General features: G+C 45.9%; 23 protein-coding genes. 13 read left to right on the plus strand and 10 right to left on the minus strand.

Annotated features, from left to right (window positions below; genetic code table 11):
• The first annotated feature begins 98 nt into the window (after positions 1–98).
• On the plus strand, positions 99–779 hold the full coding sequence (locus L976_RS05220) for a helix-turn-helix transcriptional regulator (protein WP_047534907.1): 681 nt from the start codon (positions 99–101) through the stop codon (positions 777–779).
• A gap of 56 nt (positions 780–835) precedes the next feature.
• On the opposite strand, the gene L976_RS05225 is transcribed toward L976_RS05220, so the two are convergent.
• The gene (locus tag L976_RS05225; protein ID WP_047534910.1) at positions 836–2,410 is read right to left on the minus strand and encodes a hypothetical protein; all 1,575 of its coding nucleotides are present in this window, start codon (positions 2,408–2,410) and stop codon (positions 836–838) included.
• A 204-nt stretch (positions 2,411–2,614) separates the two neighbouring features.
• Complete coding sequence (locus tag L976_RS05230) at positions 2,615–3,529, minus strand: DUF368 domain-containing protein (RefSeq protein ID WP_037415751.1); 915 nt, start codon at positions 3,527–3,529, stop codon at positions 2,615–2,617.
• Positions 3,530–3,766: 237 nt separating this feature from the next.
• Between L976_RS05230 and L976_RS05235 the strand changes: the two genes are divergently transcribed.
• From L976_RS05235 to L976_RS05250, 4 genes are all read left to right on the plus strand, one after another.
• Positions 3,767–4,258 (plus strand): hotdog fold domain-containing protein, encoded by a 492-nt coding sequence (locus L976_RS05235; RefSeq protein ID WP_047534916.1) that lies wholly within the window; start codon positions 3,767–3,769, stop codon positions 4,256–4,258.
• 111 nt (positions 4,259–4,369) lie between these two features.
• Positions 4,370–4,807, plus strand: coding sequence for a nucleoside deaminase (locus L976_RS05240; RefSeq protein ID WP_037415746.1), 438 nt, complete (start codon positions 4,370–4,372; stop codon positions 4,805–4,807).
• Positions 4,808–4,942: 135 nt separating this feature from the next.
• Positions 4,943–6,145 carry a DUF418 domain-containing protein gene (locus L976_RS05245; protein WP_047534920.1) on the plus strand — a complete coding sequence of 401 codons (1,203 nt, stop codon included), beginning with the start codon at positions 4,943–4,945 and terminating at the stop codon, positions 6,143–6,145.
• Positions 6,146–6,156: 11 nt separating this feature from the next.
• The gene (locus tag L976_RS05250) at positions 6,157–6,585 is read left to right on the plus strand and encodes a DUF1294 domain-containing protein (RefSeq protein ID WP_342203017.1); all 429 of its coding nucleotides are present in this window, start codon (positions 6,157–6,159) and stop codon (positions 6,583–6,585) included.
• A gap of 221 nt (positions 6,586–6,806) precedes the next feature.
• Here L976_RS05250 and L976_RS05255 read toward each other — a convergent pair whose 3' ends face one another.
• A complete protein-coding gene (locus L976_RS05255) occupies positions 6,807–8,135 on the minus strand; it encodes a short-chain fatty acid transporter (RefSeq protein ID WP_047534927.1) in 1,329 nt (442 codons plus the stop codon).
• A gap of 221 nt (positions 8,136–8,356) precedes the next feature.
• On the opposite strand from L976_RS05255, the gene L976_RS05260 reads away from it, so the two are divergent.
• Positions 8,357–8,827: an FKBP-type peptidyl-prolyl cis-trans isomerase gene (locus tag L976_RS05260; RefSeq protein ID WP_037415735.1), complete on the plus strand. Its 471-nt coding sequence runs from the start codon at positions 8,357–8,359 to the stop codon at positions 8,825–8,827.
• A gap of 59 nt (positions 8,828–8,886) precedes the next feature.
• On the opposite strand, the gene L976_RS05265 is transcribed toward L976_RS05260, so the two are convergent.
• A complete protein-coding gene (locus L976_RS05265) occupies positions 8,887–9,681 on the minus strand; it encodes an ROK family protein (RefSeq protein ID WP_037415724.1) in 795 nt (264 codons plus the stop codon).
• A gap of 361 nt (positions 9,682–10,042) precedes the next feature.
• Here L976_RS05265 and L976_RS05270 point away from each other — a divergent pair, with 361 nt between their 5' ends.
• Positions 10,043–11,860, plus strand: coding sequence for an aminopeptidase P family protein (locus L976_RS05270; protein WP_047534930.1), 1,818 nt, complete (start codon positions 10,043–10,045; stop codon positions 11,858–11,860).
• A 71-nt stretch (positions 11,861–11,931) separates the two neighbouring features.
• On the opposite strand, the gene L976_RS05275 is transcribed toward L976_RS05270, so the two are convergent.
• Complete coding sequence (locus L976_RS05275; RefSeq protein WP_047534931.1) at positions 11,932–13,179, minus strand: HD-GYP domain-containing protein; 1,248 nt, start codon at positions 13,177–13,179, stop codon at positions 11,932–11,934.
• 760 nt (positions 13,180–13,939) lie between these two features.
• On the opposite strand from L976_RS05275, the gene L976_RS05280 reads away from it, so the two are divergent.
• The 5 genes from L976_RS05280 (at position 13,940) to L976_RS05300 (ending at position 19,754) form a co-directional block, all read left to right on the plus strand.
• On the plus strand, positions 13,940–15,508 hold the full coding sequence (locus L976_RS05280) for a methyl-accepting chemotaxis protein (protein ID WP_047534934.1): 1,569 nt from the start codon (positions 13,940–13,942) through the stop codon (positions 15,506–15,508).
• 315 nt (positions 15,509–15,823) lie between these two features.
• Complete coding sequence (locus L976_RS05285; RefSeq protein WP_037415712.1) at positions 15,824–17,125, plus strand: DEAD/DEAH box helicase; 1,302 nt, start codon at positions 15,824–15,826, stop codon at positions 17,123–17,125.
• A gap of 346 nt (positions 17,126–17,471) precedes the next feature.
• Positions 17,472–18,116 carry a peroxiredoxin-like family protein gene (locus tag L976_RS05290; RefSeq protein ID WP_047534937.1) on the plus strand — a complete coding sequence of 215 codons (645 nt, stop codon included), beginning with the start codon at positions 17,472–17,474 and terminating at the stop codon, positions 18,114–18,116.
• 134 nt (positions 18,117–18,250) lie between these two features.
• Positions 18,251–18,886 (plus strand): DUF2913 family protein, encoded by a 636-nt coding sequence (locus L976_RS05295; RefSeq protein WP_047534941.1) that lies wholly within the window; start codon positions 18,251–18,253, stop codon positions 18,884–18,886.
• 118 nt (positions 18,887–19,004) lie between these two features.
• The gene (locus tag L976_RS05300) at positions 19,005–19,754 is read left to right on the plus strand and encodes a transporter substrate-binding domain-containing protein (protein ID WP_047534944.1); all 750 of its coding nucleotides are present in this window, start codon (positions 19,005–19,007) and stop codon (positions 19,752–19,754) included.
• 109 nt (positions 19,755–19,863) lie between these two features.
• Here L976_RS05300 and L976_RS05305 read toward each other — a convergent pair whose 3' ends face one another.
• The 5 genes from L976_RS05305 to L976_RS05325 form a co-directional block, all read right to left on the minus strand.
• Positions 19,864–20,172, minus strand: coding sequence for a ribbon-helix-helix domain-containing protein (locus tag L976_RS05305; RefSeq protein ID WP_037416089.1), 309 nt, complete (start codon positions 20,170–20,172; stop codon positions 19,864–19,866).
• 127 nt (positions 20,173–20,299) lie between these two features.
• Positions 20,300–20,860: a DJ-1/PfpI family protein gene (locus tag L976_RS05310; protein ID WP_047534947.1), complete on the minus strand. Its 561-nt coding sequence runs from the start codon at positions 20,858–20,860 to the stop codon at positions 20,300–20,302.
• Positions 20,861–21,031: 171 nt separating this feature from the next.
• Positions 21,032–21,466 (minus strand): IS200/IS605-like element ISShes8 family transposase, encoded by a 435-nt coding sequence (gene tnpA, locus L976_RS05315; protein ID WP_039978090.1) that lies wholly within the window; start codon positions 21,464–21,466, stop codon positions 21,032–21,034.
• A gap of 165 nt (positions 21,467–21,631) precedes the next feature.
• Positions 21,632–23,410: a flotillin family protein gene (locus tag L976_RS05320; protein ID WP_047534949.1), complete on the minus strand. Its 1,779-nt coding sequence runs from the start codon at positions 23,408–23,410 to the stop codon at positions 21,632–21,634.
• A 33-nt stretch (positions 23,411–23,443) separates the two neighbouring features.
• Positions 23,444–24,079, minus strand: a complete 636-nt coding sequence (locus L976_RS05325) for a YqiJ family protein (RefSeq protein ID WP_037425429.1) — start codon at positions 24,077–24,079, stop codon at positions 23,444–23,446.
• 280 nt (positions 24,080–24,359) lie between these two features.
• Here L976_RS05325 and L976_RS05330 point away from each other — a divergent pair.
• Positions 24,360–25,781: carboxypeptidase M32 (locus L976_RS05330; protein WP_047540156.1), on the plus strand; the 1,422-nt coding region annotated here is incomplete at its 3' end.

Consider the following 25,781-nt stretch of genomic DNA (forward strand, 5'->3'; position numbering starts at 1 on the left):
GTCCTTAATGGTATGTCATCAACGGATGTCACCATTATTAACATCATGTCAGAGTAAGACGGTTATTCCTGAGAGGCTTCTGAATAAAGGCTAACATGATGAAATTACATGACTTAACCCAAAGCGATCTGGATATACTCAAGTCCATCGAAAATATCGTCGATGGGATTGCCGCCATGTATGGCCAGCATACAGAGGTAGTGCTGCACAGCTTAGATGCTAAGCATCCTTCGGTGGTCAAAATTGCCAATGGTCATATAACCGGGCGAGAAGTTGGCGCGCCGATTACCAATCTTGCGATACAAAAACTAAAATCGGGACAAGATATTTCTAACGCTTACCTGACAAAATGTGCCAACGGTAAAACACTCAGATCAACCACCACCATTATCCGCAATAGCAAAGATCAACCGATTGGATTGCTCTGTATCAACACGGATATGGATGCCCCATTGCAATCAGTCCTGCGCACTATGATGCCAGAGCAACTGTTTAGCAGTGAGCAGACCCATTCACCCGAAGTATTCGCACGCAATATTGATGAGGCGCTACATAGTGCGATTGACAGTGTGAATCACGAAGTTCGTGCTAACGCTGCGATTTCACCTTCACAAAAAAGTCGCGAAATCGTCAATCAACTCCATGAATTAGGGATTTTTGAACTCAAGGATAGCGCCCAAGTAGCAGCGACTCGATTGGGGATTTCAGTGCATTCCATTTACCGCTATTTGCGTGAAATCAAAGCCAATCAAGCTGAAAACGACAAAGCCTCAGCCTAAAATAAAGGGCTAAGATCTAATAACCTTAGCCCTTGCGTTTTAGTGTTTTGCGCTCGTTATTGTGTGTCTTGTCCGCTCAAGCCCATCATATTCCATGCCTGTACCGTGCCATCGGCCATTAACGCAATGGCATCAAACAAATTGCTTCGAATCTCGCGCATTTGACTCAAATCAACGGCTTGCTTATCTAACGTCATCGCAGGCTCTTCACCCATCCATACAGCAATGGAACCATCTTGGCGTTTAACCGTAAACCCAAAGCCTGTCGGGAAAATATCCGATGCTTGAGTGATTTGAGTTTTAGGTCCAGAGTGACCATCAACCACAGTGCCATCCTGTTTTAAAAAGGCAAACTCCCGCTCATAGGTCACCACCTTGTCCACCTGCGGGATTTCTTGATAACGTGGTTGATGCTGTCCCAAGTCCCAACCTTCCCAAGCAACGGCCGTATTATCCCGACGTAGCGCGACAAATCCCTCATCAAAGGGATAAACCTTATCAATGTTTTGCAACTTTTCCTGTATGACTGACGTATCGGCACCATTGAATTTACTGCCCCATACGTACAGTTGACGACTGATGGTTAGAGCGGCAAACGCACCACGATTTGCATAAATATCAATCACTTTATTAGCGCGACTTGTGGTAGATAAACGCGCTGGAAACGCGGCATGATACTCAGTCAATTCGCCCTCACCCCACGAATATACGCTGCCATCAGCCAGCAGTGCCGCAAACCCATGATCGGTGTTAACAACTTTCACAGCAGGCGCTAATTGGCTAAGTTTGGCTAATTGCTCACGGCCTTTTTGCTCATCGCTGGGCCCGCCCCAAGACACTAATTTCCCTGTCGCTGTCCTCGCGGTAAAGGCATTATCATTAGCATAGAGCAAATCGACATGGGTAAGTTCAGAGGCTACGTGACGACTATCGCCGCCATAATCGGCGCCCCCCCAAGTGACTACAGTTCCATCTTGCTTTAAGGCAGCAAAGGCACCTTTGTTAATCAACACTGTGTCAATATTGGTCATAGCAGGCGCGGCATATTGCCCCGAGATCAGTTCGGCAGGCGTTGAATCCAAGTTAGACCAACTCACTACACTGCCATCTTGTTTGATGGCCGCATACAGCACCTCTCCCAACACAAAAGAACGAACACCTGTCAGCACTTGCTTCATCGCCATTCCCCAAGGAATAAGCTTTCCGTCATGGGTTAAGGCCGCAAAACCACAGCTATCCTCTGCCGCATATAGGTGTTTTACATTGACTAGAGGCTCGGCGGCATTATTGATATCGCCGCCACAGTCAGGCTCGCCCCATGCCACCACAGTGCCATCTTGCTTGAGCGCCGCAAATGCACTGAGATTACTGTAGATTTGACTCACTTGGGCTAACTGAGCGGGCATCGGGATTTTGGGCGAATCGTCAACCAGCTCAAGGTTGTTCGGGGTGGAAGTGACAACATTATTCATGGCGGTTGATGGCCGATGAGCTAAGATCGTGTCAGAAATTTGCTGCTTTAATTCAGGTGATATTTCAGAATCTTGTTTATCAATGAGTAAGTTAACTACATGACCTAAGGCAAAAATTGCTAGCGCCACACCAACCCAGGGAACCTGTTTTTTTTCCACAACTATATCCTTATCGTAACGACAAACTCTCACTGAGTTTAAACGGATGCACAACATCGATGGCTGAGCACTCATTATAATTGGGCGATTGTAACTAAAGTACGAGCAAAATGACATTGCCCTAAAGTCGAGATATTCCATCGCCCTTAAAACAGAAAAGCAGCGATATTCGCTGCTTTTATTCAACATCATCCACAGAATTAGCTAATCCCGTTTACCAACCTTTTCTAAGCCCCACACTAAGGCAATCGCCGCTAGCATGCACACAATAGCAAACAAGAGTTGTGAGGGCTGGCCAGTCACTTGCTCAAAATTAAGTGGCGAAATATTTTGTTCCAGCAAAGGCACTTGCTCGCCATGGGAGTTGGTCTGCCAGGTTAAGGTTTGTTTCCAAGGCCAAATTTTGCCTAAGGTACCAAGCATCAATCCGGTTAAAAACACGATAGTGGCATCATGGTATTTACGTAGCAGCGCCGACAATAAATGGCTAAATGTCAGTAACCCCATTACGGCCCCAACAGCAAAACACGCTAGAATATCCAGTTGAATATTTTTCGCCGCTGCGAGTACTACAGGATATAAGCCAAGCAATAATAAGATAAAACTGCCCGAAATCCCGGGTAACACCATGGCACAAATCGCAATCGCACCGCCAAAGAAGATATTTAAGTAACTGGCTTCCACCGACACAGGATTAAGCACAGTAATTGCCCAAGCAGCCAACACGCCGAGCACGAATAAACCTAAGCGTGCCAGCGTAAAGCCACTCACCTGCTTGAGCATATGCACCACAGAAATAATGATTAAGCCAAAGAAGAATGACCAAATCGGAATGGGATGCGCCACCAGCAACCACGAAATCAGCTTAGCGAAGCTAAAAATACTGGTCAGGATCCCCGCCAATAGACTCACTAAAAATCCACCATTGATATGTATAAAAGCGCCTTTTAGCCCCTGCGACTTAATCACGCCCCAAAGGGATGGATTGATGCGCTTAACGCTTTCAAGCAAGGTATCAAGAATGCCAGTAATGAAGGCGATGGTGCCGCCCGAAACCCCTGGCACGACATCGGCGGCGCCCATGGCCATGCCCTTAAAATAGGTCAGCAAATATTTCAATGTAAGTCCTTGTTGCTAAATCAATATGTGGTGTCATTGATGACAAATTTGTCGTGATTATACGGTGTTAGCCTAAAAACAGCGAAATGAAGTTTACTTAATTCAGCCGACTGGCAATTATTGTTACCTCAATGTTACACTCATCCGACCAGAAAAAGATAACCGCGCCACTAAGACCTAACATCATCATTGGCCAAAGATTATCCCCCTTAGTTTGCACTCCGATGAAGGATAAACATGAGTACTCACGAAGAAACCCGTACCAAACCGAACAAGGTGCTTGCGCTTTACCACAAGACCCAAGGTTTACCCTTTGGCCAAAAAATCTTCTCAATGATGGTGTCACGTATGGCGCCTTATTTTGGCACCATCAAACCACTGATCACTGAATTACGCCTTAACTACTGTTCATGTTTAATAAAAAAACGTCATGCTGTTCATAACCATATAAAAACGGTGCACGTGATTGCGATTTGTAATGGCCTAGAAATGGCAATGGGCGTGATGGCCGAAGCCTCGATACCCGCCCATTTACGCTGGATCCCTAAGGGCATGAGTGTGGATTACACCGCCAAAGCGGGCAGCGATATTTTGTGTGTGGCTGAAGTCACGCCAGAGCAATGGGCCCTCGGCGATATGCTAGTGCCCGTAACCGCCTACGACACTCAAGGAGTCGTGGTCGTAAAGGGACATATCAAATTATGGATTTCAGAAAAGCCGCAAAAATAAGTTAACGCCACCGAGCCAAGGTTAATCGTCAAGCAAGATAACAAGTTAAGTTGTCTTGCCCAAACCTTACGGACTGCTATGCTAAGCAAAACAATCTAACAGGGGGACAACATGGATGAATTTTTACAGGCCGCCATTGATGAAGCCAAACAAGGATTAGCCGAAGGCGGTATCCCCATTGGCTCAGTATTAGTGATTGACGGTAAAATTGTCGCCCGCGGGCATAATAAACGCGTACAGCAAGGCAGCGCCGTGTTACACGCTGAGATGGATTGCCTCGAAAACGCTGGCAGATTGACCGCCGCCGATTATCAAAAGGCCACGCTCTATTCAACCCTCTCCCCCTGCGATATGTGCAGTGGCGCAATTTTACTCTACGGCATCCCTAAGGTAGTGGTCGGTGAAAATGTCACTTTTCAAGGGCCGGAAGCCTATGTTCAGTCCCGCGGAGTCGACGTGACAGTGGTGGACAATCCCGAGTGTAAACAACTGATGCGCGATTTTATCGCCGCCAAGCCACAGCTATGGAACGAAGATATTGGTGAATAGCAACGCTGTTTGTAGCTCTTATCGAATGGCTCAGCAGTGATATACCTTAAGCACCAGTTCGGCGAAGGCCTCGTACCATAAAATTGAACGGAGCAGAGCTCTGACTCGGTTTACCCCATTTCGTGTAGAGAAAGGATGCCTACTATCAAACCTATCACTCAAGCTGCCAAAGATCCTTGGGCAAATCCCTCAAAGGCGAATCACACTCACGATCACTCGATCCCAAGTACTCGCAATGCCAACCTCGATGCGATTCGGGGCTTAGCCGTCTTGGGGATATTTTTTATGAATATCTATTTTATGGGGATAAGCTTTTATGGCTATGCGCCCCATCAAATCCCCTTACTTTCAGACCAAATCCTCCAAAGCATTAGCAATTTCTTTATTGAAGGGCGCTTTATCAGCCTATTTTCTATCCTTTTTGGTGTTGGGCTTTATATTCAATTTCAGCGATTTAGCAACAAGGGCTTGGCCGCTTATTCGCTGCTAAGCTCACGCTTGAAATGGTTAATTGTCTTTGGCCTGCTCCACGGCATTATTATCTGGCCCGGTGATATTTTACTGACCTATGGGATCAGCGGTTTTTTAGTACTTTGTTACCGTGATGCCAGCATCGACGAGTTAAAACGTAAGGCCAATATTTTTATTTTCATTGCCTTAGTGATGATCAGCTTAATAGCGCTTAGCGGCAGTGACGAACTGTTTACCCGCGAATCAGTGCTTTTTGCCGAGCAATACAGCGCTTGGACATCGAGTTACCCCAACCAACTGCTGCTGCATTTAATTCAAGTTGGCTATATGGCGCTCGTGATCCCTTTTACCTTAATGTGGTTTACGGCAGGCTTAATGTTGCTGGGGATGGCACTCTATCAACAGGGCATCTTTGAACAGGGTTTTGACCGTAACACCTTACTCAAACTCGCTTTAGCCACCTTAGTGTTATCCTCCATGGATACCCTATTAGGCTTAACCGAAAACCCCATACTGGTGATGTTTTCAGACATTCTAGTCATGCTGAGTGCTATCCCGATGGCGCTGATTTATATCCATATAGTGGTTTATATCTGCCAAAACCGCTCGACCGTGCTAAAGCCACTGCAAAATGTCGGCAAACTCGCCTTTAGCCTTTATATTCTGCAATCTATCGTTGGCGTATTTATCTTTCGCCACTTTGCCCCTGAGTTACTGTTAACCCTCAATAGAGGCGGTTATATGGCAATAGCCTTGGGTTATTCGCTACTGCAATTGCTGCTTGCGAGTGTATATTTACGCTACTTTAAGCAAGGGCCGCTCGAAAAACTCTGGCGCCACCTTGCCTTTAAATCCATTCGTCCCTAGCACCAGAACAAATGAACAACAAAAAAACGACTCACACCCGCTCGCCCCGCGCCTCAAAGCCGAGAGTGATTCACAGCAAGGCGAGTTCGATGCCATTGTTATTAGCGCTGGTCTTTCTCGCCATGTTAATTGGCGCGGCTTGGTGGCATATGCTGCCAGTCGCGATTGCTGGTTTATATTTGGCGCTGAGTGTATGCACTTTTTTCACCTACGCCGTTGATAAATCAGCCGCTAAAAGAGGTAAATGGCGCACCAAAGAAAGTACTTTGCACCTGATGTCGCTGATGGGCGGCTGGCCCGGTGCACTGTTTGCCCAGCACCTTCTACGCCATAAATCAGTAAAAACGGCCTTTCGTAAACTGTTTTGGCTAACGGTAGTAACCAACTTGGCCTTGCTGGGTTATGGGCTCCAAACCGGAGTGATGGATAGATTGATTTAAAGCGCGCATATCCAATCAACCTGAAATCCCCAATCAACCTGAAGATACGAATGTCAGCATGCCTACAAGTTGTAGAGCCCTTAGGGACGCCAATTCAAGGCGCATACATAACCAAATGTCGGCCACATTTGGAATTGACACAATACGGAAGTCGCAATGAAACAATTAGCCCCGTTAATTGTTACTTCTTTTAACGGGGAAATTTTGAGCTATATCAGTACTTAAAACCAGCTTAGGGCAATACTGATAATGACCCCTGTGATAATCAACTGCATTAAACAGAATCCCATGATATCCCGCGCCTTTAATCCGGCGATGGCCAGCACAGGTAGAGCCCAGAAAGGCTGAATAAGATTGGTCCATGCATCACCCCAAGCCACCGCCATAGCAACACGTGCCACATCGGCGCCCAAGGCTTCGGCAGCTGGCAACATAATCGGCGCCTGCACCGCCCATTGTCCGCCCCCCGAAGGCACAAAAATGTTCACAATACCTGCGCTGATAAAGCTCCAAAATGGCAGGCTTTCTGCGCTGGCAATGGCTACAAATCCTTCGGAGATACTTTGGGCTAAACCCGATTGCATCATCACCGCCATAATGCCTGCGTAGAAGGGGAACTGAATCACAATACCCGCACCGCCTTTAATCGCTTCGTTAAGACTCAGCAATAAACTGCGTGGCGTTTGATGCAGCACTATGGCAAGGAACAAAAATAAAAAGTTAACTAAATTAAGGTTTAAGCTGCCGCCCTGCACTGCAAAGTAATAGCCTAAGTAAACGAGTCCCGCGCCGCCGACACTCCAACCGAGCAAGCGACTGTTTTCTAATTTATCCGCAGGGCGAGTCGTATTGGCCGTTAACTGCGCCGCTTTATCGTCTGCGCCTCCATCCTCAAGCGCCTTAGGGTCGATATAGATGCTGTCTTTTTCTTCTGGCAACATAAAACGGTTTACCAGTGGCATAACCACAAACAAAATCAGTACTAACAGCAAGTTAAAACTGGCAAAAATGGTCTCACTGGTAGAGATAATGCCAATTTGTGATTCTGAGAAATGCCCCGCAGTGGCAATGGTTAACGGAATAGACCCCGCCAAGCCGCCGTGCCAAACCACAAAACCAGAGTAAGCACTAGCAACCAATAAACGATAATCCACTCTCACTTTACGGGCCAACGCTTTGGCAAATAACGCGCCGACTACCAAACCAAAGCCCCAGTTAATCCAACTGGCAGCCAGAGAAACCAGCGTCACTAAGATAATCGCCTGCGGCGCAGACTTAGCCAAGCCGGCGATGGCATCGAGCAATTTTTTTATCGGTGGTGAGCTGGCGAGCATAAATCCCGCCACCAGCACTAACAGCATCTGCATCGAAAAACTCAGCAGTGCCCAAAAGCCATCGCCCCAGTAACTGATGACGTCCATAGGTGTTTTTTGCTCGGCGACCACGGCCGAAATCATCACGACTAACGTGAGGAGTAAGACAAAAATATAGGGATCGGGTAAATAACGGTCGACAAGCTTGACTAACGGTTTTGCGGCTTTGGTTAACATAGGACTATCCTTGTTTATTCTTCTTATCTGTTTTTATTGAGTTTTTATAGAGTCTAATGCCACAGGTTAAGCGATATCTAAAGCTGGATAAAGCCTTCGGATGCTTTTAAAGCGTGAGAAAATGTAACGCGAATCATCCACGGCTACGCGCACGAACATCGCTAGCCTCTCACGCTAAAAAACTGATAACATAGCCAAAATTGACTAAGGTGTTCCTTAAAATGAAAATGTTACTTGCCGTTGTTGTGATTGCTGGGGTGATTTTTTACTTCTTTACCTCGATGAATAACCAAAAAGCGGCCCAAGAAAATATCCGTTTAGGTAATGAATTTTTAGCACAAAATAAAACCAAAGAAGGTGTACTCAGCACTGCTTCAGGATTGCAATATCAGGTGTTAAATCAAGGCTCAGGCACTGTTCATCCCAAGGCGAGCGATACCGTGACCGTGCATTACCATGGCACTTTGATCGACGGTACCGTATTTGATAGCTCGGTCGAGCGTGGTGAGCCCATTGCCTTCCCGTTGGATCGGGTGATTAAAGGTTGGACCGAAGGCGTGCAACTGATGGTCGAAGGCGATAAGTATCGCTTCTTTATTCCAAGTGAGCTTGCCTACGGCAATCGTAGCACAGGCAAAATTGGCGGTGGTTCGGTACTGATTTTTGATGTAGAGCTGCTAAAGATAAATTAATTTCTGCATTAAAAACAAAGCCCTGCATTGTAGGGCTTTGTTTTTTCTATCTCCGTTTTTTACGAATCTGCCTTATCCGAAAAATCCCTTGCCAAGATCACTGATAAACCACGACAAACTAAGGTTTCCATATCATCGACACGATTAATCTTCATTTCGGCTAATGGCGCACTCAAGGCCATGCGTCTTAAACTGTCCAGACATCCTTTATAGTAAGGCGCACTGTTCATCATGCCGCCCGCTAACCAGATCCGATTAGGATTAAACAGATTTACCGCCCATGCGAGTCCCATACCAAGATAAGTACCTGCACGGTATACATCATCGGCAGTAGAAATCTTCCGACTACGGATAGAATCACCACTGGCAAGCTGCTCTAAAGTGAACTCCCCCGATTCTGTCATCACTCGGCAATGTCCCAGCTCTCCTGCGACGCCAGTTGCACCGGTGTACGCTTTGCCGTTAAAGGCAATCGACATACCGATACCGGTGCCACACATGACTAACAACTCACAGGCATATTTTTCATCACAGGTTGCCTGCATGCCCGCATCGATATCATTACAGATAAACTTAAGCTGACCTTGGGTTTTCAAGGTATCAAAACTCAACCCATTTAAACCGGGCAAGGATTTACAAGATACCAAACGATTCTGTTGTACAAGCCCTGGTACAGCGATCGCTAAATGGTAATGCTGTAAATCATAATCCCGTTCCAACGCCGCGATTTGATTATTTAAGTCTTCTATTTTAAAGCCTTCACCCGTGGGGATTTTATATTGTTCTGTATGCCCCTTGAGTTGAAGTTCGAACAGGGCTTTGCTACCGCCCACGTCTATTGTTAATGTTTGCATCGCCAACTCCACTGATACATGTGCTCCCCTCTGACCCCGAGCGGAGATGGCGAATGTTAGCATAATGGGTCAATATTAGCGATTGAATAAAACTTAAGTAGCTAATTTGTAAGAATTAGTCATGATTCCAGAGTGATTAAGATAACAATTCAATTTGATTATTAGCGAGAGATCACAGCCATTTTCATCACAAAATGTTGCCTAAAAAACAAAATTGTATACAAAATCCTTTATTCCATACCTTGCAACTTCGTTGCTGAGCTTGCGATAATCGCTGTCAATTTGCATCCTTTTCGCCAGCATTACCCATGATAATTTGGCAGCCTACCTTTGTAGCCCATGCCATCAATTTGGAGCCCCTATGTCGTTACCTTCGTCGTCACAACCATTGCAATCAAATAAGATTGCCAACCGTCTTGCCGCCATTCGTAGCGAGCTAGCAAACGCCAACTTAGACGCCTTTATTATTCCGCGCGCCGATGAGTATTTAGGCGAATATGTGCCAGAGCACAACGAGCGTCTTTATTGGGCGACGGATTTTACCGGTTCAGCCGGCATGGCCATTGTCCTAAAAGACAAAGCCGCCATTTTTACCGATGGTCGTTATACGGTACAAGTGCGTTTACAGGTCGATGCAAACCTCTTTAGCTATGAAAGCCTGACAGACACTCCGCAAATCGAATGGTTATGCGACACGTTACCCGCAGGTTCACGTGTCGGATTTGATGCCCGTTTACACACCTTAGCGTGGTTTGAAAACGCCAAAGCGACGTTAGCGAAAGCCCAAATCGAACTGGTTGCCGTCGAACAGAATCCGATTGATAAGCACTGGCAAAATCGACCTGCACCGTCGAGCGCAGCTATCACCTTATTTAGTAATGAAAGTGCGGGTAAGACCAGCCTGCAAAAACGGACCGAGATTGGCGCACTAGTCAAAAAAGCCGGCGCCGATGTTGCGCTAATCGCCGCTTTAGATTCTTTCTGCTGGCTGCTTAATATCCGTGGTAATGATGTTCCTCGCCTCCCTGTCGTGCTCGGCTGCGCCCTGCTCCATGCCAATGGTGATATGCAGCTGTTTACCGATTTGAGCAAACTCCCCGAAGGCATTGAGGAACACGTTGGAGCGGGTGTGAGCTTTAAGAGCGAAGCCGCCCTTGCCGATACCTTGGCAAGTTTGCAGGGTGTGAAACTGCTGGCCGATCCCAACTCTGCTAACGCTTGGGCGCAAAATCTTGCCCGCGATGCTGGCGCAAAATTGATTGCCGGTATCGACCCAGTCTCTCTGCCTAAAGCCCAAAAAAATGCTGCCGAATTAGCAGGTATGCGCGCCAGCCACATCCGTGATGGTGTCGCTGTCAGTCGTTTTCTTGCATGGCTCGATGCTGAAGTCGCGGCTAATCGTCTGCACGATGAAGCCACTCTTGCCGACAAGTTAGAGAGTTTCCGTCTCGAAGATCCCAAGTATCGCGAGCCAAGCTTCGACACCATCTCCGCCGCTGGCGCCAATGCGGCCATGTGTCACTATAACCATAACAATGGCACGCCTGCGATGATGACGATGAACAGCATCTACTTAGTGGATTCTGGCGCTCAATATCTGGACGGCACCACAGACGTCACCCGCACCATCGCCATTGGCGAAGTGAGTGATGAACAGAAAAAGATGGTGACACTGGTACTTAAAGGCCATATCGCCTTAGATCAAGCCCGCTACCCTAAAGGCACGACAGGCCAACAACTCGATGCTTTTGCCCGCCAATATCTGTGGCAACATGGGTTTGATTACGACCACGGCACAGGCCATGGCGTCGGCCATTTCCTGAGTGTGCATGAAGGCCCACAGCGCATAGGTAAAAATCTTAATGCTATCGCCTTAATGCCTGGCATGGTGTTATCAAATGAGCCTGGTTATTACCGCGCCGACAGTTTTGGCATTCGCCTCGAAAACCTAGTGGTAGTGCGGCATTGTGAAGCATTAAAGGGCGCCGAGCGTGAAATGTATGAATTCGATGCCCTAACGCTGATCCCCATGGATGTCCGCCTTATCGATAAGAACCTGTTAACCCAAGGCGAAATCGACTGGTTTAATGCTTACCATCAGAGAGTGTTTAATACTTTATCGCCATTAATGTCAGGCAGTGAGCTTGAGTGGCTCAAACAAGCAACACAAGCTATCTAACCCCCACAGATAAATCTCATTAAATAAGCCCAAGACGATTGTCTTGGGCTTATTGTTTTCGCCTAATAAAATCACACCATCTTAGGCTGCGCTACAGTCGACTGGGGATCATCCTGCAATGAAGCTTTTGAAAGCACCTCAAACTCGGTATGAATTTGCATAAAACAATCGACTAACACAGGATCAAAATGTTTGGCTCGGCCCTCAAGAATCATGGCTTTGGCATCTTCATGAGTAAAAGGACGCTTATAGCAGCGTGGCGATGTTAACGCATCATAAACATCGACTAGAGCGACAATTCTTGCGGATAAGGGAATATTTTCTTCTTTTAATCCAAGTGGATAACCACTACCATCCCATTTTTCGTGGTGTCCAGAGGCAATATCTCTACCCATTTTGATAAAGGTGCATTGGGGAGCATACTCTAACAAACTGGCCAGCACCTGACCGCCAATAACGGGATGCGCCTTAATTTGTTCAAACTCATCTGGAGTTAACCGGCCTGGTTTTAGCAAAATCGCATCGGCAATGCCAACTTTGCCTATGTCATGCAAAATTGCCGATAAGCTAATATCTTGGATAAAGTCTTCATCTAATTCTGGAGGCGAATTGTCAGCCAACATTCGCTGGGTAGCGAGCATTTTTGAGTATTGCCGCATTCTCAACAAATGCGCTCCGGTTTCATTATCTCGATATTCAGCAAGCTTAGCTAAACCCAGTACAGTCGCTTGCCGAGAAGCCAGAGTAGAATCGAGGGAGGAGGTTAACTTGCCTAAGAGATAAGCAATAGTCAGGGTTACCATCGCATTGGTTACGAGGAAATTGATTGAAACAACAACCCAAATGCCAGTGCTATATCCTTGAGTAACGGGCCAAATCAGCCACTGATAATGATACGCCACCCCAATCAAAATTAAGCTCACACCATTTAAAACTTGGGCGTATATGCTCGCCTTAGTGCCTAAAAAAATGTTACTCAGCGGAGGGAAAATAAATAGCCAGAAAAATCCAGCGCCTGACGGCCCTATCGCAATAAGAAATCCAACACCAATGGCATAGGCAAGCAAACATCCTAAACTAAATCTAAGCCGATCAGAAAAATGAGGATAAAAAAGCAATAAGACTAATAAGAAATATGCAAAGGTATCAAAAATCGCCATGCCCCATAAATCGGCAGCAATACAAAGATAAACACTGGTGAAATACACAGGCACACACAGGATCGCAAGAAACCCAAATAACCGTTTAAAAATCACTCGGCGCCAATGAGTTAAACCTGATGTATAACGAGCAAAGTCACTCGGCAGTGCTCTTGCCATAAAAATCCCTTTGCAATCAAGTACTACCTTTGGATGATTTAAAGCCTAAGTTCACAATTTATCGACCTAGGTCTCGCAATTTTATTTAACAAGATTATGACTTGCACAAAACCAATTAAATGCGGACTAAAACCCATAATGCTTAAAAATGTGTTCACATTACGACTGCCTGCTGACATTTATGAAATTAAATTTGGCTCCTTCTACCAAGCTAGCGCTCGCCGAAATAAGGAATGAAGTGTCATTCTTTTATTCAAATAACGAACGGTTCTTAAGACTGAGTAAGCGTAAATGCTTGCCATAAAACCCATTTAGGCAGCATTTATTTATCTTAGCGCCCTTTTATGCAAAAGCACTGCATCTACGGACTTTACCTTACACAAATGCCATTAAATTCGCCCAAATAATCCTTAAACATCAACACGCCTAACAAGTTTAGTCAAAGACGCCAAGAATGGTTGCCATATATTGAGGATTCTCCCGAATAACTTCATCTCACATGAAGGTGAATATGACATAAATTTGGCTACAAGACAGGATAAACACTCGTTTAAATAGCAATAAAAAACTAATATTTTTAAAAAGTTATAAAAAGAAAAATACATTACTTTTCTTATGGGTAATGCTAAAAACCACTCTCCAATATCCACACAAAAATGATACCATTATCACATAATTAGCCGCCCCCCATGAGAGTCGGCACAAGCTTTAGCATTACATTTACCCTAATCATAATATCGGCCCAGAATGGACACACGAAATGAGCCAGAGTAACCCTAGTCACAATAAAATCAGTAACAACCATCATCACGCACAAGAGATCCGCCTCACTCCTCAAGACGAATTGATTTCCACCACAGATACCCGCGGGATTATTACCTATGTTAATCAACGATTTGTCGAAGTATCAGGATACCGCACCGAAGAATTAATTGGGCATCCGCATAACAAAGTGCGCCATCCCGATATGCCTAGTGCCGCTTTTAAAGAGATGTGGCAAAAACTAAAATCGGGCCAATCTTGGCGTGGCATAGTTAAAAATCGCTGTAAAAATGGCGATTTTTATTGGGTTGATGCCTTTGTTTCTCCCGTGTTTGAGAATGGCACAATTGTTGGTTATCAGTCGGTTCGTCTGCAACCACAGGCAGCCTATGTCACTAGAGCAACAGCTATTTACCGCAGGTTATTGGACAATAAATCCATTGCTAAGCCACTTAGTTTGATGCAAAAACGTGTTGTCTCAGCTGTAGTTGCATCGACAGGATTATTAATTGCGGGTTACCTTTGGGGTTGGGGAGTAATTATCGCTGGCGCGATTTTAATGGGCCTTAACTTAGCTATCTTCTACGATGAAGCCTTTCGTATTCCGGCCAAGTTGATTGATATGCAAACAAAATACGATTCTATTAGTCGCTACATCTACTCGGGAGCTGACACCTCATCGATTCTCGATTTTCAATTGATTTTATTACAAGCCAAGATGAATGGCGTACTCGGCCGCACTCAAGATCAAGCCAATCAATTGCATGCGATAGCCGATCAACTTGTGGTCACCACTGAACAAACCTATGCCAGCCTAGATCAAGAGAAAAACCAGCTCGAGCAACTGGCAAGTGCAATGGAAGAAATGAGTTCAACGATTACCGAAGTTGCTCAAAACACTCAACGAACCTCAACCAGCATTAATACCGCCTATGATCTCTGCCTAAAGAGCCGCGCCAATATGAAGGCTAATACCCAAAAGGTCGAACAGCTGGCTAAATCCGTCGCCGATGCCGCGAATAATGCCAATCAGCTTAATCAAGAAGCTGAACGAGTTGCCAGTGCCATGGGTGAGATTGATTCTATTGCTGAGCAAACTAACCTGCTCGCCCTCAATGCCGCCATTGAAGCCGCTAGAGCAGGTGAACAAGGACGCGGCTTTGCGGTGGTGGCCGATGAAGTGCGCGCCTTGTCGAGCCGCACTCAGTTATCGACCAACAGTATTTCGCAGAGTGTCGATAAGATGTTCAGCATGTTAAATGCGTGGGCAAAAGAAATGGAGCAAAGCCGCCAACATGCAGAGCAATGCGCTAACGACATTCAAACCTCCGCCAAAAACGTCAACACCATTTACCAAGAAGTCAGCGAGATCCACACCTTTGCACAGCAAAATGCGGTGGCCGCCGATCAGCAGCGCCAAGTAGTGCATGAAATCACCAACAATATTCATTTCATCACCCAAAGCAGCAGTGAAAACCTCGCGGCAACGCATCAGATTGGTGATGCCGCCAATCATTTAAAACACAGCGCTGAAAAAGCACTTGGCCTACGCCGCGCCTTTGGCTAGCTGTAATGCCGCGCGATTGTCGACAAACAATAGCGCGGCATCCTTTATCCAAGCCAATCCACGCCTTAAGTTAATCCTCTGATTATTAGCAAAACAGCAGCAATATCGTTATAAACAGCCAAAGGGTTAAAAAGTACAGGTTTTAACCGAAAATTTTGCTATACTCCGCGCCCGCCATTTTTCTGACCGCTAAGCGTTAGAAAGGCACAAACAAGTGCGTTAACGTTCGCCCATGGCAGAATACTTTGCTGTAAAAGTGTCTGTAATAGGGTGAGGCGCTTGAATGATTGAATGAGTGAATGACAGGAATCCAAAATGAGATTTGAATCTTTTAGTTTTTGCCCCGAGATTTTACGCGCTATCTCAGATTGCGGTTATCAAAAAATGACACCGATTCAGCAGCAAGCGATCCCAGCCATCCGCCGCGGCCAAGATGTGCTCGCCAGCGCGCAAACCGGCACAGGTAAAACCGCCGCCTTCGCACTGCCGATCCTACAAAAAATGGTTGAAAACCCAAGTGAAACCTTAAAATCTAACACGCGGGTATTAATCCTCACTCCGACTCGCGAACTTGCCGCCCAAGTAGCAGAAAACGTTGAAGCCTACAGCAAGTATTTAAATTTCAGCGTATTAACGATCTACGGTGGCGTAAAAGTTGAGACTCAAGCGCAAAAGTTAAAACGCGGTGCCGATATTATTGTCGCGACCCCTGGCCGTTTACTTGAGCACCTTACCGCCTGCAACTTAAGTCTGTCCAGCGTTGACTTTTTAGTGCTCGATGAAGCCGATCGCATGCTGGATATGGGCTTTAGTGCCGACATTCAAAAAATTCTTCAAGCGGTCAACAAGAAGCGTCAAAACCTACTGTTTTCAGCCACCTTCTCCAGCGCAGTGAAAAAACTGGCTAACGAGATGATGGTCAAACCCCAAGTGATCAGCGCCGATAAACAAAACACGACAGCCGATACCGTTAGCCAAGTGGTGTATCCGGTAGAGCAGCGTCGTAAACGCGAGCTATTATCGGAGTTGATTGGTAAGAAAAACTGGCAACAAGTGTTAGTGTTTACCGCGACCCGCGATGCAGCGGATACTCTGGTTAAAGAATTAAATTTAGATGGTATTCCCTCTGAAGTCGTCCACGGTGAAAAAGCCCAAGGTAGCCGTCGCCGTGCGCTGCGCGAATTTGTATCCGGTAAAGTACGTGTGCTAGTGGCAACCGAAGTGGCCGCCCGCGGTTTAGATATTCCCAGCCTTGAGTATGTGGTCAACTTCGACTTACCTTTCCTTGCCGAAGACTATGTTCACCGTATCGGCCGTACTGGCCGAGCAGGTAAATCAGGGGTTGCGATTTCATTTGTGAGCCGTGAAGAAGAGCGCACCCTCGCGGATATTGAAAAGCTAATCGGCCAAAAAATTCGCCGCATTACCGTACCAGGATATGAGGTCGGTAGCCGTGAGTTGTTGTTAAAACAGCTGCAAACCCGTCGCAGTTTTGCCAAAAAACAACAGCGACTCGACAACGTCAGCGAGCAGATCATCGCCGAAAAAAGCATGCAGGGCCGCCGCGTGAAAATGAAAGTTGGTCAAGCCCCAAGCAAAGGCAAAAAACTCAAATAATTCACATAATGTTCTGTTGATAAATATCTTAACGCGCTAATTTAACACACTAATAATAATGTTAAAGCGTCCTTAAACGGACGCTTTTTTATTACCATTTAAAACCTATCTGACTCAGAGTGATTTGCGGACATCTTGTTCTTATTGCAATATCCGAGTGATAGCTCTGATTAACAAACCCAATAAATAACGACAAATACTGCAATAAATTTCGCATCTCGCCGTTCTTATTTCTACGTTTACCACCCATGCTCAGTCCACCCAAGCACACAGGCTAATGGCGGTTTACCGTTAACAGCAGAATATTTAATTGAAACAAAAACTAATGACAAGGAGATATGCTCTAATGCAGTCCACACTACAGCGATTTTTACTGACCATCAGCCTACTGCTCGGCAGTTTTAGCACGCTCGCTCAACCTATCGCTAAAGATGAATATTCGGTTAGCCCACTACTCAATGGCGAGCAAATCCCAGCAATCTCTTTGCAAGACATGAATGGCCAAAATGTTGATTTAGCGAAATTAACGGAACAAAAACCAACGATTTTCTTCTTTTACCGTGGCGGCTGGTGCCCGTTTTGCAATAACCAAATGGGACAATTAAAAGCGATCGAGCCAAAACTCATTGAAATGGGTTTTCAATTAGTGGGTATATCACCCGATACGCCAGCACAGTTAAAAGCCTCGGCGGCGAAAAATGAGCTCAAATACTTGCTCCTTTCCGATGAAAAAATGCTGGCATCGCAAGCCTTTGGGCTTGCCTTTTACACCAGCAGACAAGTTACTGAGACTTACCTGAGCCGCTTAAAACTGGATAATCCACTTTGGACAACGCCCGAAGGCGATAAAAGATTAGTCCTGCCAGTACCGGCAATTTATATCGCCGATACTCAAGGATTAATCCATTTCCAATATGTGAATCCCAACTACAAGGTGAGACCCGCGCCTAAGTTGATTCTGACGGCGGCTAGCCTCGTCGGTGCACCATAATAATCCATATCCCCCCCAAGCAGCCACTAAGAATCGTTATCGATTTAGCGACTGCTTTGCTAAACTAGCTCCGCCGCAATAAATATCGCCCCAATTTAATCAGATCAATCCCTTTAGCCCGCGGCGGAGCCACAATGAATTCTCAAACCTATAATCAAGCCATACTCGAACTCGCACTGGCGGGGCTTACCGATTTAACCACTTCAGCTCAAGCTAAAAAAGCCCAACGCACACCCGCACAGGAAAGCCATTTTTTATGCAACTGGATGGTTGAGGCCCTGAAGGAAAAACGCTTTTCAAAATTGGTTGCCGAGGATCTGACCACGTGGATCCGTATGGCTCGCAGCCAAGGTGCTGGCGCCGAACTTAAGCGGTTATTGGAAAGAATTGTTCATCAATATCAGAGCGTTGAAAACTCGCACGTGGAGTTAGGTACGGCGTTAAACGCTATGATTGCCGAGTTAACACAGCTCGAATGGCTAGTGTTTACCGATACCGAAATTAATACGAAACTGAAGCTAGACGGTGATGGCCAATCTAGCTTAGTCATTGATGTAAAAGAATTTACCCAGCATATTCAAGATAATCAGCTCATCAAACCCATCAACTTATATGTCCGTGCCGATGAGCAACAGTTGACTCAAATCGCCCTCTCCCATGGTTTGCTGATAAGCCAGGGCAATAAGAAAACGAGTCTTATCAAACACCATAAGACCTATCGAATTTATCCTCACAATCAGCAACCTGCATTGTGCCAACTGTTGGCTTAACGGCTGAAAACTGCTTGAATAGGTAAACTGCGCCACAGATAACCATTTTTTCACAACGAAAGAATACAATGTAGCGTAGTAACCACTAAGCTCGATCAACCAAGGAGTGAAGGACTCGATGGGTAAAGGAAGTATTCTCTATCGTTGCCTCGTTAAAGGCGTTTTATTACTGATTTTGTTTGCCCCTCAGTCCTATGCAGAACAACTCAAGTACAACATTACTGGCTCATATTCTTGGTATCCGTATTTTATTGCCAATCAACCCGATGCTCCGGGAATAATTTCTGAATTAATTCCGCAGATTTTATCCTTAGCGAATATTGAGGGAGAAAATCTGTCCTTGCCGCCCAAACGGACGAACAACGCCCTTGAAACGGGTCAACTAGATTTTGATGTGGTTAGCCCCAGTTGGTTTGAAAACCAAGATTTTGGTCCCTTATTCGTGAAATCCGATCCCATCATGCCTATCACTGAGTACGTAGTGACCAGACCCGAAGATGTTGAATCATTCAAAGAAATCACTGGAATTAAAGGCAAGCAAATCGGTACCGTCAGGGGATATTTGTACCATGACGACAAGGAGTTTATCCGTGTCGATTTTACCTCTGAACAAGAGTTGATTAAGGCATTAGATAAACACCGCATCACGGCCATTATCTCGGGTAACTATCCCGCGTTATATTGGTCAAACAAGCTTAAGATCCCCGTTGGATTAGCCGCAGTGCATTCTGATGGCGTACTGGTGCTAAGGCTACGGAAAGAGCATGCTGCTCTACTACCTGCGCTCAATCACGCAATAGCGCAGCTAAAAGCCAATGGAAAAGTAGAGCAGATTATCCAAAAATATACCCAAGCCTTCGCAAGCTAAATCGATAAAAGCTGATGTTTCCAAGTACTCACAAGAAAATTGCTCTACAATAACGCGGCAACTATGCAGCAACTTTAGTCTTTTCAAATCGCAAAGATGCAATGGATATTCAAGAGGATTTCGCGTTTAGCGCTACCTTAGGTTTTAAGACCAAACGCTGCCCCTGATTAAGATGGGTGGTACAGGCGACCCGCAATAAAGAAGCAAAGTTAGCCACTTCTCCGTGGCGAGTTAACACCTCTCGGTAAATACGGGTTAAAAATACCGCTACACTCAGCTCGGCATCTTCGGCAATCTCTTCAATAATCTGCCAAAAAATCGCCTCGAGGCGCACGCTCGTCACCACACCATCGATGCGAATGGAGCGGGTTTTGAGTTCAAACAGTTCGGGTTCGGCACCGGAATAGATTTCACACACAATATTACTCCCCAAGCAGCTATTGCGCTTTGCTCCAGCCATTGAGCCTTGCTTAACTCCCAAGTGAATACTCAACTTAAGCCTCTACCCGAACTGTTATGCCATAAATTACACAGGATGAGTATCGTTAATTCAATAACTTGTTAAACTGCGCCAACCATGCAGGATGCGCAGGCCATGCGGGCGCGGTAACTAATTTGCCATCGGTAATCGCCGCAGTGACTTCAATATCACAATATTCAGCGCCAGCTTGTTTCACCTCGGGCGCGCAAGCGGGGTAGGCTGACACTTTTTTACCGCGAACCACATCGGCCGCCGTGAGTAACTGCGCGCCATGGCAAATAGCCGCAATCGGTTTATCTTGGGCGGCAAATTCAGCCACCAAGGCAATCACCGCAGGGTTTAGGCGTAAATACTCTGGCGCCCTACCACCTGGAAGCAACAGCGCATCAAAATCACTCGCGTTCGAACCGGCAAAATTGCCATTTAAGGCAAATAAGTGTCCTGGTTTTTCGGTATAGGTTTGGTCGCCTTCAAAGTCATGAATTGCCGTTTTAATGGTTTGCCCCGCCACTTTATCGGGACAAACAACCGTGACACTGTGACCCACCATTTGCAGGGCTTGGAACGGCACCATTAACTCGTAATCTTCAACAAAATCACCGGCGATGATCAAAATATTGGCCATGAGAAACTCCTTTTATTCGATAAGGGAAAACGCAACAGCGGATTTCACTCTACTCCGACCATTAAATTTAGGGTAATAGTGGAATACTACAAATCGATACAGCCGTTTCAGGCGTAAAGAATCCACCTTCTAAAGAAGGTGGCTTTGTTTTAACCCCCTAAAAGGGGGCCTTTATTCAAGAGCAAGTTGACCCTGCTCTTGCCGCTCTACTTTCTCTTGATGCCTAACGTATCTACGGATTATTTCCTCGTTAATTCCAATCGAATCGACGAAGTATCCTCTCTGCCAAAAATGATTTCCCCAAAGTTTATTCTTACGTAGGTAAGGAAATTTACTGAATATTTTCAAAGCTATCTTACCTTTTAACGCCCCCATTAAATTCGATATAGATATCTTCGGAGGTACCTTCACCACTAAATGAACATGGTCAACTTGAACATTTAGCTCCATGACTATGCATCCCATTTGATGGCAATAAACCTGAATGCATCGATAAACCTCTTTTCCGACATTACCTTTCAATATCCGAAAGCGGTACTTTGGTGTCCAGACTATATGATATTGACATCGCCAGAACACATGCGATGCTTGCTCGTATCTACTCATGTTATTTGCCTCTTTTGACTTCGCTAAAAATCAAAGATGCATTTAACATGGGTAGGTATACAGGCAAAGCCTCAAATGATGATAACCACCTACTGAAGTAGGTGGTTTTGGGCTAAAAATAAAAAAGCGCCCGTAGGCGCTTTAGTCTTTGGTGATTGACCACTCTTAATTATTTATCTTTGGTTCAATCATGGCCTGTTGCTGACTATAACCATTAAGCCCTGTGTTGGCCGATTTCACCACATTTAAGGCCTCGGTCGTCAACGCATTATTGCCATTGAGCAGATCATTCAAAGTGCCAGAATCCGCCTGGACTAAGCCTAATTCACGTAGCATGGCATCGACAACTGGCGCATTGGCGCGGTAGTTTAAGGCTGCGCTAGTCACTTGTTCAGCGATACCACCTTGGTTGATGGTGGAACCATCACCACCCGTGGCAAATTGATGACCAACACCATAACCTTGAAGAATTTTAATACCTTCGATGTTTTCCAATGGTTTAACCGCTTGAGCAACAATTTCTGGCAAGGCTTTTAAGATTGCAAGGGATTTTTGCAGCGCAATCTGCTCATCACGCAGCACGTTTTCGGCTTCGTACAGAGCTTGTTTACCAGCCGCTTCAACGGCATAGACTTTTTCATCCGCCTCGGCTTGCAGTTTTTTCGCATCGGCACTGGCACGCGCTTCAATCAAAATCGCACTCGATCTGTCTTCCGCGGCACGTTTCTCAGCTTCAGCTTGTACTGTCACACCAACAGCATCACGCTCAGCTTCCTTACGGGCATCAATCACTTCAATTTCTTTGCGACGATTGGCTTCTGCCACTTGGCGCGCTGTAATTACCGCTTCTTCTTTTTCAACTTTCAATTTTTCCGCTTCTGCTGCGCGGGCTCGGGCGGCCGACTCTTCTTCCGACTTCGCGGCTACCGCGATGTGTTTTTCCTGCTCGGCGACTTCGATATCACGTTGCTGTTGAATACGCGCCTGTTCGATAGATTTACGTTTTTCAATCTCGCGGGTTTCAATATCTTTGGTCTTTTCAATTTCCGCGGTTTCGATAGCACGTTCTTTGGCAATTTCGGCTTCACGTTCTTCACGGGCCTTGTTTTCTTTTTGCTTAATAATTTCGGCTTTTTGCTCGGCGCGCTTAAATTCGAGTGACTGTTGCTGGATAAGACGTGCTTCTTCTTCCGACTTTTCAATCTCCAGCGATTCTTTTTCAGCCTCTAAGTTACGCTGCTCAATCTTAATGCGGTTTTCCTGCTGAATATCGTTGGTTTCTTTACGCTTTTCTTCAATGATTTTAGCTAGACGCGCGCGACCTTCTGCGTCGAATGCGTTGTTTTCATTGAAAAACTGCAAGTCGGTTTGGTCAAATCCCGTCAAGGAAACGGATTCAAGTTCTAAACCGTTTTTCTCTAAATCGTTAGCAACGTTGTTCTGCACCCGTTGTACAAAATCGGCACGCTGCTCATGCATCTCAGTCATGGTCATTTCCGCGGCGACCGCACGCAACACGTCGACAAACTTAGATTCCATCAGCTTTTTCAGCTCTTCCACCCGCGTGGTACGGGTACCTAAGGTTTGTGCCGCCATCGAAATGCCATCAGCATTAGGTGCCACCCGCAAATAAAAGTCTGCTTTAACATCAACCCGCATACGATCTTTGGTGATCAGTGCATCTTTTTGAGTTTTTTCCACTTCGATACGCAGGGTATTCATGTTCACTGCAATGGTTTCATGCAGCACGGGCAAGACGATTGCGCCGCCGTCTTTAATGATTTTTTCACCACCAAAACCAGTACGCACAAAGGCCATTTCCTTCGTTGCCCGTTTGTATAACTTGGCGAAAATCAGACCAATCACAATCAGGCCAATCAATACCATTCCGGCAACCAACAACACAAAATTGCTCGAACTGGTGACTTCGTTTAACACATCCATTTGCTTTCCTTCTTCGTTAATAGCTTTGGAAAATTAATTATCAAAGCGAGTCGCAGACCAGACTCTTCCCTCTCTTTTAAGCAGCACCACTTGAGTACCACTAGCAAACTCGATACCTGAAGTTTCAGGCTCGACTAATACATAATGTTTTTGTTGATGTTTATCGCGAACAACCGCTTCCGATGGCATGCCTTTAATGGCGCAGCCTAAGGTGATAGTGCCGACATAACCGCTTAAGTCATCAAGGGAGATGGCGGTAGATTCATTTTTGGGGAGCAAATCGGCCAGTACTCGGCCAAGATAGCGACAAGACAATGCACTGCCAACTACGGCGATAGGTAAGGTAAATAGTTGCGGCAGCAAGGTAGCCGAGACCATTAAGCTAATGTAATTAACGAGATAGCCTGCAATGGCAAAACTGGTTAGTGCCAGCACAAACCAGATAAGTAGCGGCAAACGATTGAGACAAAGCCAGCCAGCAATCCCTGTGAGTCCGCTACCACCAATATCAGCATCATACTCAACATCAGCAGGCACCCACTGGTCTAAGGCGCTCATCATACTTAATCCTATGACGAGTGATAAAGCTTCAAAAACACCAAGGACAAGCACACAGGCGAAGGCAATAGTGTAAGGTAGGTTAGGCTGTTCAACTAAAAACGCCCACATAGTCATCTCCTTGAACGATACAGCAGTCCATTTACTTCACTGTAATTATCAACTTACGAGTGACAGCATAGCAAGGCAAGCTTAGTTTCCAAACAAAAATTTATCCTAAAGCAGATTTGAATAACTCCCCATTACGCCATAATGGCGTGAGCCGTTATGGTCAATAATGTTCACGTCCTCCCTTTAGGGGTCTAGTGTGCTTTTGACTGCATGATATTATCATGCTGTTATTGTTATTTTTCGTGCTAATAGATAACGACCGCACCTTAAGATTGAGTCTATGGATACCGCTATGAACACCAAACAACCTACGCAAAGTTACGATAAACTTACGGCGCATTTCCAGAAAATTTCACATTTTGAACATTTTAGTGCGCTAGGTGATTGGGATCAGGCAGCAATGATGCCCTTGGGCGGCGGCAGTGAGCGTGGCGATGCCATGGCTGAACTCGCATTGCATATCCATACCCTTAAAACGTCCCCTCACCTTGCTGACAATCTCGCTCTTGCTGCGCAAGAAGCGCTTACCTCAGAACAACACGCCAACCTAAGGGAAATGCAATATCAGTATCAACAGGCGACTCTAGTGCCAGGTGAGCTGGTTCAAGCCAAAACCAAGATGGCCTATCAGTGTGAAAATGCCTGGCGTGAGCAACGTAAAAACAATGATTGGCAAGGCTTTAAACCTAATATTAAGGCGATAATCGCCCTTGCGAGGGAAGAAGCTTTAATCCGCGCCCAAGCGCAAAATATTTCCCCCTATGATGCCCTGCTCGATAAATTTGAGCCTGGCATGACTACCGCAAAGCTTGAGCAAACCTTCGGTAATTTGAAAAATTGGCTCCCCACGCTCATCCAAAATGTACTCGAAAAACAAGCCGGTGAGTCAACACTTAAGCTTAACGGCCCCTTCGATATCAAGGCGCAGCAAGCCCTTGGCCTCGATGTGATGGCGTATTTAGGATTTGATTTTAACCATGGCAGGCTCGATATCAGTAGCCACCCATTCTGCGGCGGTGTACCGAGTGATGTGCGCATCACGACGCGTTATAACCAAGCCGATTTTAGTAGTGCTATCATGGGCATAGTGCATGAAACTGGCCACGGCCGTTATGAACAGGGTTTACCGAAACAATGGCGCGGTCAACCCGCAGGACTGGCTCGTTCCATGGGCGTCCATGAGAGCCAAAGCTTATTTTGTGAAATGCAGCTCGGTGCCAATCCCGCGTTTTTACGGCAATTGCAGCCACTGATTAAACAGCACTTAGGCTGCGATTTCAGCGCCCAAGACTTGGCAAGACACTACACCCGCGTCAATCCAGGGCTTATCCGCGTCGATGCCGATGAAGTCACTTACCCTTGCCACATTCTATTGCGCTTTGAAGCCGAAAAAGCCTTTATCGACGGTAGCTTAAGCGTGGATGACCTCCCTGATTTTTGGTCAAGCCAGATGCAACAACTGCTCGGGATCAATACCGATGGTAACTATCGCGATGGGTGTATGCAGGATATCCATTGGGCAGTCGGTGAACTTGGCTATTTCCCTAGCTATACCCTAGGCGCCATGTATGCTGCTCAGTGCCGTTTTGCAATGGAGCGAAGTTTAGGCCCCATTGAAAACCTTATCGATAACGGTCAGTTATCCCAAGTATTTGACTGGCTTGGCAAGCATATTTGGTCCAAAGGCTCATTACTGACAACG

Origin of the sequence: Shewanella sp. ZOR0012, assembly GCF_000798835.1 — a bacterium.
GTDB lineage: Bacteria > Pseudomonadota > Gammaproteobacteria > Enterobacterales > Shewanellaceae > Shewanella > Shewanella xiamenensis.